14 protein-coding genes are annotated in these 14,030 nt (G+C 33.3%); 11 read left to right on the top strand and 3 right to left on the bottom strand.

The genetic code is table 11. From position 1 onward, the window contains the following. Window positions 1-109: 109 nt before the first annotated feature. Window positions 110-1,177 (top strand): branched-chain amino acid aminotransferase, encoded by a 1,068-nt coding sequence (locus tag EKL96_RS08140; RefSeq protein WP_126460644.1) that lies wholly within the window; start codon window positions 110-112, stop codon window positions 1,175-1,177. 97 nt (window positions 1,178-1,274) lie between these two features. Here EKL96_RS08140 and EKL96_RS08135 read toward each other — a convergent pair whose 3' ends face one another. Continuing rightward, window positions 1,275-1,661: a nucleoside triphosphate pyrophosphohydrolase family protein gene (locus tag EKL96_RS08135; protein WP_126455620.1), complete on the bottom strand. Its 387-nt coding sequence runs from the start codon at window positions 1,659-1,661 to the stop codon at window positions 1,275-1,277. 83 nt (window positions 1,662-1,744) lie between these two features. On the opposite strand from EKL96_RS08135, the gene EKL96_RS14435 reads away from it, so the two are divergent. The 5 genes from EKL96_RS14435 to EKL96_RS08110 all read left to right on the top strand — a co-directional run bounded on the left by EKL96_RS14435 (window position 1,745) and on the right by EKL96_RS08110 (window position 4,883). Beyond that, the gene (locus EKL96_RS14435; RefSeq protein WP_126460641.1) at window positions 1,745-1,933 is read left to right on the top strand and encodes a hypothetical protein; all 189 of its coding nucleotides are present in this window, start codon (window positions 1,745-1,747) and stop codon (window positions 1,931-1,933) included. A 276-nt stretch (window positions 1,934-2,209) separates the two neighbouring features. Next, window positions 2,210-3,331: an SRPBCC family protein gene (locus tag EKL96_RS08125; RefSeq protein ID WP_126460638.1), complete on the top strand. Its 1,122-nt coding sequence runs from the start codon at window positions 2,210-2,212 to the stop codon at window positions 3,329-3,331. 64 nt (window positions 3,332-3,395) lie between these two features. Beyond that, window positions 3,396-3,938 carry an RNA polymerase sigma factor gene (locus EKL96_RS08120; RefSeq protein ID WP_126460635.1) on the top strand — a complete coding sequence of 181 codons (543 nt, stop codon included), beginning with the start codon at window positions 3,396-3,398 and terminating at the stop codon, window positions 3,936-3,938. 33 nt (window positions 3,939-3,971) lie between these two features. Next, complete coding sequence (locus EKL96_RS08115) at window positions 3,972-4,388, top strand: hypothetical protein (RefSeq protein WP_126460632.1); 417 nt, start codon at window positions 3,972-3,974, stop codon at window positions 4,386-4,388. A gap of 36 nt (window positions 4,389-4,424) precedes the next feature. After that, window positions 4,425-4,883 (top strand): sensor of ECF-type sigma factor, encoded by a 459-nt coding sequence (locus EKL96_RS08110; RefSeq protein ID WP_126460629.1) that lies wholly within the window; start codon window positions 4,425-4,427, stop codon window positions 4,881-4,883. Window positions 4,884-4,951: 68 nt separating this feature from the next. On the opposite strand, the gene EKL96_RS08105 is transcribed toward EKL96_RS08110, so the two are convergent. Beyond that, the gene (locus EKL96_RS08105; RefSeq protein ID WP_126460626.1) at window positions 4,952-6,013 is read right to left on the bottom strand and encodes a WD40/YVTN/BNR-like repeat-containing protein; all 1,062 of its coding nucleotides are present in this window, start codon (window positions 6,011-6,013) and stop codon (window positions 4,952-4,954) included. Between the two features lie 115 nt (window positions 6,014-6,128). On the opposite strand from EKL96_RS08105, the gene EKL96_RS08100 reads away from it, so the two are divergent. The 3 genes from EKL96_RS08100 to EKL96_RS08090 all read left to right on the top strand — a co-directional run bounded on the left by EKL96_RS08100 (window position 6,129) and on the right by EKL96_RS08090 (window position 10,751). Continuing rightward, window positions 6,129-7,274, top strand: coding sequence for a hypothetical protein (locus EKL96_RS08100; RefSeq protein ID WP_126460623.1), 1,146 nt, complete (start codon window positions 6,129-6,131; stop codon window positions 7,272-7,274). 117 nt (window positions 7,275-7,391) lie between these two features. Further along, window positions 7,392-9,353 carry a KUP/HAK/KT family potassium transporter gene (locus EKL96_RS08095; protein WP_126460620.1) on the top strand — a complete coding sequence of 654 codons (1,962 nt, stop codon included), beginning with the start codon at window positions 7,392-7,394 and terminating at the stop codon, window positions 9,351-9,353. Window positions 9,354-9,494: 141 nt separating this feature from the next. Then, window positions 9,495-10,751: an RsmB/NOP family class I SAM-dependent RNA methyltransferase gene (locus EKL96_RS08090; protein WP_126460616.1), complete on the top strand. Its 1,257-nt coding sequence runs from the start codon at window positions 9,495-9,497 to the stop codon at window positions 10,749-10,751. A 103-nt stretch (window positions 10,752-10,854) separates the two neighbouring features. On the opposite strand, the gene rho is transcribed toward EKL96_RS08090, so the two are convergent. Further along, window positions 10,855-12,621 carry a transcription termination factor Rho gene (gene rho, locus EKL96_RS08085; RefSeq protein WP_126460613.1) on the bottom strand — a complete coding sequence of 589 codons (1,767 nt, stop codon included), beginning with the start codon at window positions 12,619-12,621 and terminating at the stop codon, window positions 10,855-10,857. A 181-nt stretch (window positions 12,622-12,802) separates the two neighbouring features. Here rho and EKL96_RS08080 point away from each other — a divergent pair, with 181 nt between their 5' ends. Next, on the top strand, window positions 12,803-13,216 hold the full coding sequence (locus EKL96_RS08080) for a DUF4293 domain-containing protein (protein WP_126460610.1): 414 nt from the start codon (window positions 12,803-12,805) through the stop codon (window positions 13,214-13,216). A gap of 141 nt (window positions 13,217-13,357) precedes the next feature. Beyond that, entirely contained in the window at window positions 13,358-14,020 is a 663-nt protein-coding gene (locus EKL96_RS08075) for a response regulator (RefSeq protein WP_126460607.1), read from the top strand. Window positions 14,021-14,030: the final 10 nt, after the last annotated feature.

Here is a 14,030-nt window from a genome sequence, read left to right as displayed (position 1 = left end):
AGTATTTTAGTGATTTTTATTTAATTTTGCAATTATTAAAGTTCTTTTTGCATAATCAAGATTTTAATACCCAATTGTAGTAACATATAAAAATAAACAATACATTATCATGAGTACAACTCAAACTAGCAAAATTGAAATAATTAAAGCACCCACTTCAAAAATAAATGAAGTTGATTTTAAAAGTTTAAGCTTTGGATCTGTTTTTTCAGATCATTTATTTGAATGTGATTTTAAAAATGGGGAATGGCAACAACCAGTCATTAAGCCTTACGCACCTTTTTTGTTAGATCCATCGTCAAGAGTTTTTCATTATGGTCAAGCTATTTTTGAAGGTATGAAAGCGTACAAAGATGAGAACAATGACGTTTGGCTTTTTAGACCCGATCAAAACTACAGCCGTTTCAACACCTCTGCTGTTAGGATGGCTATGCCGGAAGTTCCAGAAGATATATTCCTGAATGGTTTAAATCAATTGCTGCAATTAGACGAAGCATGGATAAAAAAAGGAAAAGGAAATGCCTTATATATCAGACCCTTTATGATTGCAACAGGTACCGGAGTAATTGCAAACCCATCAAATGAATATAAGTTCATGATTATTTTATCGCCTGTTTCCTCTTATTATTCAGGTGATGTAAAAGTAATAATTGCGGAGCATTACAGCAGGGCGGCTAATGGTGGAATTGGAGCTGCAAAAGCAGCCGGAAATTATGCAGCCCAATTTTATCCAACTAATTTAGCAAATAAAGAAGGCTTTCAACAAATAATCTGGACTGATGATGCCACACACACAAAATTAGAAGAAGCCGGTACGATGAATGTGTTTTTTAGAATAAATGACACATTATTAACGGCTCCTGTAAGTGAAAGAATACTTGATGGTGTTACTCGAAAAACACTGATTGATTTAGCAAAGAGTGAAGGTATAAATGTAGAAATTCGTTCAGTTTTAGTATCTGAACTTGTTGAGGCATTTAAAAACGAAACTTTAAAAGAAATTTTTGGTGCAGGAACAGCTGCTGTGGTAAGTCCCATTTCAGGATTCTCCTATCAGGATGTGTATCATGAATTACCAAAAATTGAAAACACAATGGCTTTGCAACTGAAAACTAAATTAGAAAATATCCAAAATAAATTAGATGCGGATCCTTTTGGCTGGACTGTTAAAGTATAATTCAAAGATTTAAAAAATTAAAAAAAAGCGATTTTCAGTGTGAAAATCGCTTTTTTATATCATACACATCATCAAAGAATTTCTGAAATTTCTACCTCTATTTACCAATTATTTTAGAGAAATCAGGCTTGAAATAATTTGGCCCTTTCATGACCTTACCATCTTCACGGTAAATAGGCTCCCCATCCTGACCCAACTTACTCATATTACTACGTTGAATTTCATCAAAAACGGCTTCTATTTTGTCTTGCAGCCCATGCTCAATAATCGTTCCGCATAAAATGTACATCATATCGCCTAATGCATCGGCAATTTCTATTAAATCATTATTCTGAACAGCCTCTAAATATTCTTCATTCTCTTCTTTCATCAAATTGAAACGAAGGATATGTTTGGTTTCAGCTAAGCCGGCTATTGGAGTTTCGCTATGCCCAATTTTGAAAGCGGTATGGAATTCTTTGACGGCATTAATTTGTTTTTGCATAATTTAAATTTTATTAAATGAAAATACAAATTAGCAAACTATTATTAAACAAATAGCTAAATTTGTCAAAAATAATATAAAGTATGTTTAGTCAGGGACAATTCATTTTTGCCGGCTTTTTTTTTGTTGCATTCAGTATTGCAATGATTTATGCCTACCGAAAAGATTTAGCGTTACACCGAAAATTTTATAAAGGAAATTATAAAATTTTAATTGGGTTTGGAGTTTTTATTGGCATTTTATTTTTGATAAAAGTCTTTTTCAAACGTTAGTTTTTTTTTAAATGTCTTCTGAAAAGAGGACTTTTTTTAATTTGTTCTTTTCTTATTTTAAAAACAAATCCTAATTGCTAATTAGTGCAAGGTGCCAAATAGTGCTACCTGAACATGTCCCCTATAAATTTTATTCTAGAAATCATTCTCCTAAAGTATTCCTTTCGTAAAACAACTATTCAATTAAAATATTTAAGTCGCGTTTTTTTATTTAACAGTTTTGGCGACTTGTAAATTAAATTTTTAACTTTACAAAAATTAATACAATTAGATATCATGAGGATTATAAAATATTTATTTCTTTTGTTGCTGCTTAGTTTAGTGGCTTTATCCATTTTTGTAGCTACACAAAAAGGGGAATTCACTGTACAAAGAAGTCATGTTATTAATTCTCCTAAATCTACGGTATTTAATTTTGTTAATGATTATAAAAATTGGCAGGATTTTGGCGCCTGGATCGTTGAAGATCCTGAAATTATAATCACCTATCCTAAAAACACTGTAGGAAAGGGAGCTTCCTTCACTTGGGAAGGAAAAGAAGTCAAAGGGGATATGCAAACGGTTTTTGTAAAAGAAAATGAAAGTATTTCTCAAAAAATAAATTACAACGGAGGTGATTCATCCGTTTTCTTGAGTTTAAAAGACACGGTTGGCGGAACAAAGGTCACCTGGAAAACCACCGGAAAAATGAGTTTCGTTATGAAGATCACTGCTGCTTTAAACGGCGGTATCGATACAGTTATAGGTGCCATGCAGGAAAAAAGCTTGGCTAATCTAGACAAAACACTAGTTTACGAGATAAATACCCATCAAATAAAGGTAAAAGGTGTGGTAAAAAAACTAGCAACTTTTTATTTGCACCAAACTTTTACAAGCAAAATTTCAAATATCACTAAAAATGCCCGAATCGTTTTTCCAAAAATCATTCTTTTTTGTGAACAAAACAATATAGAATTGAATGGAAAGCCTTTTATTATTTATCACACTTACGATCCAGTAAATGGATTGAGTAGATTGTCTTTTTGTATCCCTATAAAAAATCAAATTTTAACCAGTTCAGGCAGTGATATTTTATCCGGTAAACTCGAACCTTTCGAAGCCTTGAAAACAACCTTAACCGGTGATTATTCACACATAAAAAAAGCGCTAGATAAAACAACAGCGTACAGCAATGCTAACAAAATAAGTATTGACACTAAATTTTCACACCTAGAGAACTATACCATCGGCAAAGCGGAAATAAAAAATCCATCAAAGTGGATTACTGACATTTACTTTCCAATAAAACCAAAAGTAATTCCTGCTAAAGTCTTTGCTCCAGCAGCAATCAATAAACCTCCAGCGGTAAAAACACCGGAACCTGCACAAAAAAAGGAAGAAGAACAATCTGAATTTTAATATTATCTTTCCACCGAATTAAACCTTTTTGATAAAGAGTATTCTAAATTCATAAATAAAAAATTTGCAAGACGAACAGGAATATATAAATAACTTGTTGAACTCGAAAACACAAAATCAAGCGTTCCAGCAGTTGTTACAAGAGTATCAAAGACCGTTATACAATCACATTCGTAACATTGTTTTAAATCACGATGACGCAGATGATATCTTGCAAAATACTTTTATCAAAATATTTCAAAATTTAAAAAATTTTAAAGGAGACAGTAAACTCTTCTCTTGGATGTATCGTATTGCTACTAATGAAGCATTGACTTTTTTGAAACAAAAATCAAAAATCAATACGGTATCGTCTGAAATTTTACAAAGTAAAACTATTGATAATCTCGAAGCTGATGTGTTTTTTGATGGAAACGAAATTCAACTAAAATTACAAAAAGCAATTGCTTTATTACCTGAAAAACAACAGTTAGTTTTTAAAATGAAATATTTTGAAGAACTAAAATACGAGGAAATATCTCTTATTTTAGGCACCTCAGTTGGAGGATTAAAAGCTTCCTATCACCTTGCTGTAAAAAAAATAGAAGCATTTGTATCTACTAATTAAACCTTTTTGCAATACCACTGTCTAATGAATAGTATGAAAACATTTAAATTAGAAAACGAGCCCAAAATTGAGACTGGATTTAAGATCCCTGACCATTATTTTGAAAATTTTTCAGCAAAAATGATGAAGCAATTACCCATAGAGGAGCCAAAAGTAATTTCTATTTTTCAAAAAAGAAAAAACAGGATTCTAATGGTTGCAGCAATTTTAGTAATAGCCCTGATGATTCCTGTTTTAAGCCCGTCAGCAAGCAACCCTAACGAAATAGACACGCTCACTCTGGAAAATTATTTAACCTATCAATCGAGTGTAAACCCTTATGATTTAATAAGTGAATTAGAAACCGAAGATATCAATAATATTAAAGCAGATAATGAAGTTTTAGAAGATGAAGCTATAGAGGATCATTTATCCGAAAATGCTAATCTGGAGCATCTTCTTTTAGAATAAAAAACGCGTTCACCGATTACAATAAATAAAACAAAAATGAAATATAAAAAAATATTCCCAATACTGTTGCTACTTCTTTCCTTTAATTTTTATGGTCAACATGAAAACATGAAAGAGAAAAAAGAACAAATTAAAGCTTTGAAAGTAGCCTTTTTGACGACTGAGTTAAACTTGACCACTAGTGAAGCCGAAAAATTCTGGCCTATTTACAACCTGTTTGATGACAAACAATTTGAATTAAGACATCAGAAAATGAAAAGTTTCATGAGAAGAATGAATGATGGATCTTTAGATCAAATCACGGAGAAAGAAGCCAATTCATTTTTAGTTCAAATAGAAGAAACCGAAGAAGAATTGTTTTTTTTACGGAAGAAATTTGTTCAAAATTTGAGAGAAATATTTCCATCTGTAAAAATTTTAAAACTTAAAAAAGCAGAGGAAGACTTCAATAGAAAGCTGTTGCAACAATACCGCAACAAAGCGCATAAAAAATAACATCTTTTTTTATTAGTTCGATAAAACATCCTAAACACAAGTAAAAACTTGAGCTTAGGATGTTTTTGTTATTTAAAATTGATCCGAATCATTTTATTTTTCCCTGCAGCAACAGCCGTTTTTTTATCTATGAACCGGAGCGTATTAAGACTTTTATCCTTTGCTATTTGTTGCCATGATTCACCACCATCCGAGGAGTAATAAACCCCTGAAGTCCCCACAGTAACGAGTTTCTTACCATTGCTTTCAGGAATATATTGCACACAGGAAGCATACCCAAATCCTTGATTCTCAGCAATAAGCCCCCATGTTTTCCCACCATCCGCAGTACGGGCTTTATTGGAAAAATTCTGGTTTTGATCTTCATAATCCCCTCCTGCTACAAAACCGATTTTTGCATCATAAAAATCGGCAGTAAAAATTCCGGTCATTGCCTTTCCTTGTGCCATTGGAGTTTCAAAAACGGTCCAACTCTTTCCTTTATCAGGAGAATAAAAAACCCTTGCTTTTTTTCCACCAGAAACAATCCAAGTATTATTCCCTTTAATTACAATATTAGTATTGCTTGCCGCAAAAGCAGCTTCGCCTTGCATCACTTTTGGTAATTTATCGCACGGAATTTTATTCCATGATCGGCCTCCATCGCGCGTTGTAATAATATTAAGACAATCAGCGATTGGATCTCCCATAGCAATACCTTCTGTATCGTCCCAAAATTGCATACTATCATAAAAGACCTTCTCATGGCTTTCCTGATATACTATTTGTGAATCCTTTTCCTCTTTTGAAATTTGATACAACACTGCAGGATTTGCCACATTGAGAATAAAAATATGATTGGCTGTTTGAGCGATACTCCTAAAATCAAGTATCAAAGAATCCTTGGTGATTTTGTGCTCTATTTTTTGATTGGTATCTAAATTATATAACCCGTATCTACCTTTATCAGCAGCATACCAGATTTTGTTTTTATCAATTTGAATCGCTCTGATACTTATTTGATCTTGAAATAAGGCATCAATTTCAACGGACTGAAAACTAACGTTATGTAACTTTTCCGACTTATAAACACTTGTTTTACAGGATACAAATCCATTTAAAACCAACAGCATTAAAAAAATATTTTTCATTTTTGTACATTTTAAGGCTAATTTACAATTAATAATATAAATACAAATAGCACCCAAATTATATTGGCACAGTAATTGGATATTGAAAAAAAGGAAAAACTTAATCCAATTAATTATGAAAACGAAACTATTACTATTGAGTCTGTTGACCGCTGTTTTCGCAACACAAATACAGGCACAAAACAGAACATACGTAAATGCTGTGAATGCCGAAATCAGTGATAATCTTGATCTGAGAGCTGTTGCTGATATCTTTGGTGATTCTAGAGACCTGCAGGATTTTGAAAGACGCCTTAATGATCCTGAGCTGCAAATATCAAATTTAGATTTGAATAATGATAATGAAGTTGACTATTTACGGATTATTGAAACGGTAGAAAACAGAACCCATCTAATCATCGTTCAGTCAGTGATTGATGAAGATATCTATCAAGATGTTGCAACAATTGATGTTGAGAAAGACAGAAACAATAAAATTCATGTACAAATAGTTGGTAATGAATTTATGTATGGACAAAATTACATTTATGAGCCAGTTTATTACAGTACTCCAGTAATTTATGCATCCTTCTGGTCTACTAATTACCGCCCTTACTATTCCACTTGGAATTGGAATTATTATCCGTCCTATTATTATGCTTGGAATCCATTTCCCGTTTTTAGATACATAAATAACATAAACATTAATTTGAATATCAACAACAATTATAACTATGTCAATAACCGTAGAAGTAATCGTGCAGTAGTTTTACACAATTCAAGACGTTCAAACGGATATGAAAGACAACATCCAAATGCGTCTTTTTCCAGAAGAAATAGTACTGTAAATAACCGCCATGAATTAGATCAAAGAAGAGTATCCAGAAATGAAACCGGTTATTCTAATAGAAGAGCAATAGTGCAAAGAGAATATTCTCAAAACAGAACAAGTCCTTCAAGACAAGCAGCACCGCAAAGAGCTGAATCTTCCAGAGAATATTCTCAAAACAGAACAAGTCCTTCAAGACAACCAGCACCGCAAAGAGCTGAATCATCCAGAGAATATTCTCAAAACAGAACAAGTCCTTCAAGACAACCAGCACCGCAAAGAGCTCAATCGTCCAGAGAATATTCTCAAAACAGAACAAGTCCTTCCAGGCAAGCAGCACCGCAAAGAGCGGAATCTCAAAACAGAGGCAACACATCAAGAGCATCAGGTCCTCAGAGAACGGAATCTCAAAGAGGCAATTCTTCTTCAAAAAATGAAAATAGAAGCTCCTAAAAATCTTAAATACAAAAAAAGAAACACGGCTCCCTAAACCGTGTTTCTTTTTTATCGGATAAAAAGCGCTAATTTATTTTAAAAGTGTAAATTTGAAAAGTTTTTTAAAAATTACACATGAGCGTATCGCACAAAGACCTGCACAGTAAATGGACATTAGGAGGTTTATTAATTTCATTAGGAATAATTTACGGTGACATAGGAACTTCACCATTGTATGTAATGAAAGCCATACTTGGCACCCACATTATTAATTCGGATATTGTCTTAGGTGGAATATCGTGTGTTTTTTGGACCCTTACACTGCAAACCACAATCAAATACGTACTAATCACGTTAAGCGCTGATAATCATGGCGAAGGCGGAATTTTTGCTTTATATGCTTTGGTCAAAAAAACAAAAATTCAGTGGTTGATTGTCCCGGCTATAATCGGAGGAAGTGCTTTATTAGCTGACGGAATCATAACGCCACCCATCTCCGTATCTTCAGCAGTTGAAGGAATAAGAACGTACTATCCAGAAATCAATACCATTCCAATTGTAATAAGTATTCTTTTTGTACTTTTTTCTATCCAGCAATTCGGCACCAAGTTAGTCGGTAAATTTTTTGCTCCAATGATGCTTATTTGGTTTGGGATGCTAGCGATACTTGGAATCGCACAAATTTCACAACACACCGAAGTTTTAAAAGCAATCAATCCTTACTACGCCTATCATTTATTGACCATCCATCCAGAAGGTTTTTTTGTTTTAGGTTTTGTATTTCTGTGTACAACAGGAGCTGAAGCATTATACTCAGACATGGGACATTGCGGACGAAAAAACATCCGAATTAGCTGGATTTTCGTAAAAACTGCATTAGTGTTGAATTATTTTGGACAAGCCGCCTATTTAATTCGCCACGAAGGAGAGACATTACAAACTTTAGGAGGAAAAAATGGAAACCCATTCTATCTCATCATGCCGGACTGGTTTCAGCCTATAGGAATTATAATTGCTACTCTAGCAGCTGTTATTGCCTCACAAGCCTTAATCAGCGGGTCATTTACATTGATAAATGAAGCAATGCGATTGAATTTTTGGCCAAAAGTAAAAATAAAATATCCTACAGAATTAAAAGGACAATTATACATTCCGTCTACAAACTGGTTATTATTTATTGGTTGCGTTGGAATTGTACTGCACTTTGAAGAATCCAGTAATATGGAGCATGCTTATGGACTGGCGATCATTTTGTGTATGATAATGACCACTATTTTACTGAATTTTTACCTGATAATGAAAAGAGTGAAATTATATTTTATAGTTCCATTGATTACTATTTATCTAATAATCGAATTTAGTTTCCTCGCAGCTAATGTTACGAAGTTTGCTGAAGGTGGCTATGTAACGCTTTTTATAGCAATCACTTTAATAGGTATAATGACTATTTGGTACCTGGCCAAAAAAATTAACAAAAGTTACACCAAAATTGTTAAAATTGAGGACTACAAAAAAGTACTAGTGGAGTTAAGTGCTGATTTATCCATTCCTAAATACGCAACACATTTAGTATATATGACTAATGCCGGTAGAATTGACGAGATCGAAGAAAAAGTAATGTATTCCATCTTACAAAAAAGACCCAAAAGAGCTGATATTTATTGGTTTGTTCACGTGAATATATTGACTGAACCTTATAAAACCGAATATAAAGTAACTGAAATTGTCAAAGATGATTTGTATCGTGTAGACTTTAATCTTGGTTTTAGAGAACCCACAAAAATAAATCTGATGTTTAGAGAGGTAATCCGGGATATGGTGCAAAAAGGAGAAGTAGATATAACCAGCCGCTACGAATCTTTGAATAAAAATAATATCATAGGTGATTTCAAATTTGTATTATCCGAAAAATTCCTTTCCAATGACAGTGATTTACGTTGGCACGAAAAAATAATTATGAACTCCTATTTCTTCATTAAAAAATTAAGTTTATCTGAAGAAAGAGCCTTTGGTTTGGATAGCAGTTCCGTAAAAGTGGAACAATTTCCAATGGTGCTCCATGCTCCTGAGAACATTGGATTGACAAGAGTAAAATAATTCTTTCTGTTTTTTTAATCCTCCAAGAAACACTGTAATAATACAGTGTTTTTTTATGTCGAAAAATTTAAAAACAACATTCATTATTTAAAATATAACATTCAATCAATTAATAGTACCTTTGCACCTCAATTATTTAAAATGAGATTACACAGAAATTTAGTTTACACAACAATAGACGCTTTGAACGCCATTTTTAACGAAGGAGAATATGCGGATAAAGTAGTTGCCCGATCTTTAAAAAAAGACAAACGTTGGGGAAGTTCTGATAGAAAGTTTGTTGCCGAAACCATCTACGAAATTGTGCGTTGGAAAAGATTATACGCAGAAATAGCCGAAGTAAAAGAGCCCTTTGACAGAGATAATCTTTGGAGAATGTTTTCTGTTTGGGCCGTATTAAGAGGCTATCCTATTCCGGATTGGCGACAGCTGGAAGGCACTCCAGAACGAAAAATAAAAGGACGTTTTGACGAACTTTCAAAAGTGAGAGCTTTAAAAGAATCTATTCCGGACTGGATGGACGAATTAGGAGTTAAGGAACTAGGCGAAAAAGTTTGGGCAACTGAAATTACAGCTCAAAACCAGCCTGCTAAAGTAATCTTAAGGGTAAATACGCTAAAGACAACCAAAGAAGCGCTGCGTGCTATTTTGATGGATTTAAACATTGAAACAGAAACGTTAAAAAATCAACCAGATGCTTTGGTTTTAAAAGAAAGAGCCAATGTTTTCTTGACTGATGCTTTCAAACAAGGTTTCTTTGAAGTTCAGGATGCCAACTCCCAATTAGTGGCTGCTTTTCTTGATGTAAAACCAGGAATGCGTATTGTGGATACCTGCGCAGGTGCTGGTGGAAAAACGTTGCACATTGCTTCTTTGATGGAAAATAAAGGACAATTAATTGCTATGGATTTGTATGAAAGCAAATTAAAGCAATTAAAAATCAGAGCCAAAAGAGACGGCGCTTTCAATATTGAATACCGAATTATTGACTCTACAAAAATCATCAAAAAATTACACGAAAAAGCAGACCGTGTTTTGATTGACGCACCCTGTAGTGGTTTAGGCGTTCTGAAAAGAAATCCGGACGCTAAATGGAAATTGAAACCGGAATTCATCGACAACATCCGTAAGGTACAATCGGAAGTTTTAGAAAGCTATTCTAAAATTGTAAAACCCGGCGGAAAATTAGTGTATGCTACTTGTTCTATACTACCCTCCGAAAATCAAGATCAAATTGCTCGTTTCCTGACAACTGACATTGGAAAACAATTCAATTTTATTAAAGACCAAAAAATATTGGCTTCAGAGTCAGGTTTTGATGGATTTTATATGGCTTTATTAGAACGTAAAGAAAGCTCAGAACAGAAAGAAAAAAGAGTACAAAAAGAAATAATATAGTATCTAGATTTAAGATTCTAGAATTCAAAAAAAAATCCTCGAATAAATCGAGGATTTTTTTATGTGTTATCTGTTTTGTTTATTCTATTCTCTTTTAATATCCCTAATCATTCATTGAGATTAAAAACTCTTCATTATTCTTGGTTTTCTTGAAACGATCATTGATGAAATCCATCGCCTCTACTGGGTTCATATCCGAAAGGTATTTTCTCATGATCCACATTCTTTGCAATGTTTTTTGATCTAATAACATATCGTCACGTCTGGTACTAGAAGAAGTCAAATCGATAGCTGGGAAAATACGTTTATTAGCAATTTTTCTATCTAATTGCAATTCCATATTACCAGTACCTTTAAATTCTTCAAAAATAACTTCGTCCATTTTCGAGCCGGTTTCAGTCAATGCAGTAGCAATGATACTCAACGAACCCCCATTTTCTACATTACGGGCAGCTCCAAAGAAACGTTTTGGTTTTTGCAATGCATTTGCATCCACACCACCACTTAACACCTTACCTGAAGCAGGCTGAACCGTATTATACGCTCTGGCCAAACGTGTAATGGAATCCAATAGAATCACTACATCGTGACCACATTCAACCAATCTTTTTGCTTTCTCAAGAACGATATTCGCAATTTTAACATGCTCTTGTGGTTCTCTGTCAAAAGTAGAAGCAATTACTTCACCACGCACACTACGTTGCATATCCGTAACCTCTTCCGGGCGTTCATCGATCAATAAAACAATCAAATATACTTCAGGATGATTGGCCGCAATAGCATTGGCAATTTCCTTCAACAACATGGTTTTACCTGTTTTTGGCTGCGCCACAATCATTCCGCGTTGTCCTTTTCCTATTGGTGAAAACAAATCGATAATTCGTGTTGAAATCGTACTTTGTTTTTCTGCCAATTTGAATTTTTCTGATGGAAAAACAGGCGTTAAATGTTCGAATGAAACTCTGTCGCGAACCACTTGAGGATCGTGTCCATTTATTTTTAAAACCCGAACTAATGGAAAAAATTTCTCTCCTTCTTTTGGTGGGCGAACTACACCTTTTACAGTATCTCCGGTTTTAAGACCGAACAATCTGATTTGAGAAGTCGACAAATAAATATCATCCGGCGACGCTAAATAGTTGTAATCCGAAGAACGCAAGAAACCATAGCCGTCCGGCATCATTTCCAGCACACCTTCGCTTTCTATAATTCCATCAAATTCAAAATCAGAAGCAGCAAAATTATTTTTTTTGTTTTTGAAGTTTGGATTTTGATTCCCATTTCCATTTTGACTTGGATTAGGATTTTGTTTGTGTAATTGGTTTGGATTTATTTTTTTAACCGGAGCTGAAACTTCTTCTTTCTCCTGTGTAGTTATATCTACAACTGTATCAGTCTCTTTTGCTGTTTCTTTTCCTTCTTCCTTATCCTTTTTTAAAGCAATTTTTTTCTCGTACGCTGACTTATTAAACTTAATCACCTTTCCTATTTTTTTAGCTCCGGATTCAAGTTCCTGAACAGAAGAGGAATCGTCGTCTTTGTCAACTGGCAATATTTCAACAGAATGGTCTTCAACGGAAACAGAAGATGCTGTCAAATTTTCTTCGGTTTCAAAAAATGAATTTTTCATCGTTTTTTGAATAGCAACTTTTTTTACAGGCAGTATTCTGGTTCTTTTTGGTTTATCCTCTTCCAGATTACTATTGGTTTTTGTCTCTAATGTTAAATCAACGTTAGCCTCTTGATGCGCTAAAATCTGACTGATTAAAGTCTCTTTTTTTACACCGTTAAATTTTATGGTTTTAGCTGATTTAGCTATTTCTTGAAGCTCAGAAAGCTTCATTTCTTTTAATGCAGAAATATTAAACATGAATGTTCTAGGAGTTTAATTAATTTTGAAAATAATGTAAAAGATAGGTAGTAAACATTAAAATGAATCAACCGCAGTATGAAGTGCTTACGGTATTATGATGCAATATTACGAATAAAATTTAATGATACAATAGTATTTATAAAAAAGAAAATATATTTTTGTGGTAGATATTTAACAAATGATACAAAGAATTCAAACCATTTATTTACTACTCGTATTTGTAGTAACAGGTATTTTACTGTTTTTTATTCCATTATGGACAATGGATACCGGTAAGGCATTTTATTTTATGCAAAGTCAAGTGTATACTATACTATTGGGATTGAGTACTACGTTGACTTTATTTAGTATTGTTTCCTATAAAAAAAGACAAAATCAGTTTGTTATTGGCAGATTGAATATCATATTAAATTTGATTTTATTAGGATTGTTTGTATATCGTTCACTAAATCTATCTGGAGAAACACCTGCTGTTTCGGAGAAAGGTATTGGGATGTTTCTTCCTGTAGCTGCTATCGTATTATTGGTTTTGGCCAATAAAGCAATCAAAAAGGATGAGGATCTTGTAAAATCTGTGGACAGATTGAGGTAAACCTATAAATTTTAGTTTATTAGTGCGAAGGAAACCCGAATGTAACAATTCGGGTTTTTTTATATCTGCAATGCAATAAAAACCTTATAATTTAAAATTTAGCTGAATATTTTTTATAAATTTGGATCTGATAATTACAACATGGCAGAAAAAATACGGATTCATCTTGCTGATGACCATCAAATTCTTATTGATGGAATTAGAACTTTATTACACACAATCCCTACATTTGAAGTAGTGGGATATTCCTTAAACGGCACTAATATTTATGAGGAAGTCACTAATAATAAAGCGGACATTCTTATTTTAGACATTAACATGCCGGAAAAAGACGGCATTGAGGTCCTCAAAGAATTTGCTAAAAAAGGATTTCCATGTAAGATTATCATTTTGTCCAGTTATGATGACTTACGAATAATAAAAGAGGTCATGAAGTTAGGCTGCAGCAGTTACTTAACTAAGAAATGTGCCGGAGAAAATATAGTTGAAGCCATTCTAGCGGTTACTAATGGTGAAGAATATTTTAGTAAATCTGTTAGAGAAAAAATATTCAGTACCGTAACTAAAGACAATCCAAAACTAAACAAACAAGTCCCAAGTCCAAATTCACTTTTAACCGAAAGAGAACTGGAAATCATAATCCTGATTTCATTAGAATATAGCGGCAAAGAAATCAGTGATCAATTATTTATTAGTGTTAATACCGTAGAGACCCATCGCAAAAACATAATGAAAAAACTCAGCGCAAAAAACTCTATAAGCCTAGTGAAATATGCCCTTAAAAATAAATTAATCAAATCCTGAATGAATTTAG

The organism is Flavobacterium sp. LS1R10, from assembly GCF_003968825.1.
Lineage (GTDB): Bacteria > Bacteroidota > Bacteroidia > Flavobacteriales > Flavobacteriaceae > Flavobacterium.
Note: the sequence above shows the minus strand (reverse complement) of the source record. Positions and strands in the feature narration are given on the sequence as shown.

What these genes read in the sequence shown, in the direction of transcription:
- EKL96_RS08115 (WP_126460632.1), top strand. Translation starts at nt 3,972, where the DNA reads ATGAAAACATTTAAATTAGAAAACGAGCCCAAAATTGAGACTGGATTT.
- EKL96_RS08110 (WP_126460629.1), top strand. Translation starts at nt 4,425, where the DNA reads ATGAAATATAAAAAAATATTCCCAATACTGTTGCTACTTCTTTCCTTT.
- EKL96_RS08105 (WP_126460626.1), bottom strand. Translation starts at nt 6,013, where the DNA reads ATGAAAAATATTTTTTTAATGCTGTTGGTTTTAAATGGATTTGTATCC.
- EKL96_RS08095 (WP_126460620.1), top strand. Translation starts at nt 7,392, where the DNA reads ATGAGCGTATCGCACAAAGACCTGCACAGTAAATGGACATTAGGAGGT.
- EKL96_RS08125 (WP_126460638.1), top strand. Translation starts at nt 2,210, where the DNA reads ATGAGGATTATAAAATATTTATTTCTTTTGTTGCTGCTTAGTTTAGTG.
- EKL96_RS14435 (WP_126460641.1), top strand. Translation starts at nt 1,745, where the DNA reads ATGTTTAGTCAGGGACAATTCATTTTTGCCGGCTTTTTTTTTGTTGCA.
- EKL96_RS08090 (WP_126460616.1), top strand. Translation starts at nt 9,495, where the DNA reads ATGAGATTACACAGAAATTTAGTTTACACAACAATAGACGCTTTGAAC.
- EKL96_RS08080 (WP_126460610.1), top strand. Translation starts at nt 12,803, where the DNA reads ATGATACAAAGAATTCAAACCATTTATTTACTACTCGTATTTGTAGTA.
- EKL96_RS08135 (WP_126455620.1), bottom strand. Translation starts at nt 1,661, where the DNA reads ATGCAAAAACAAATTAATGCCGTCAAAGAATTCCATACCGCTTTCAAA.
- EKL96_RS08075 (WP_126460607.1), top strand. Translation starts at nt 13,358, where the DNA reads ATGGCAGAAAAAATACGGATTCATCTTGCTGATGACCATCAAATTCTT.
- rho (WP_126460613.1), bottom strand. Translation starts at nt 12,621, where the DNA reads ATGTTTAATATTTCTGCATTAAAAGAAATGAAGCTTTCTGAGCTTCAA.
- EKL96_RS08100 (WP_126460623.1), top strand. Translation starts at nt 6,129, where the DNA reads ATGAAAACGAAACTATTACTATTGAGTCTGTTGACCGCTGTTTTCGCA.
- EKL96_RS08140 (WP_126460644.1), top strand. Translation starts at nt 110, where the DNA reads ATGAGTACAACTCAAACTAGCAAAATTGAAATAATTAAAGCACCCACT.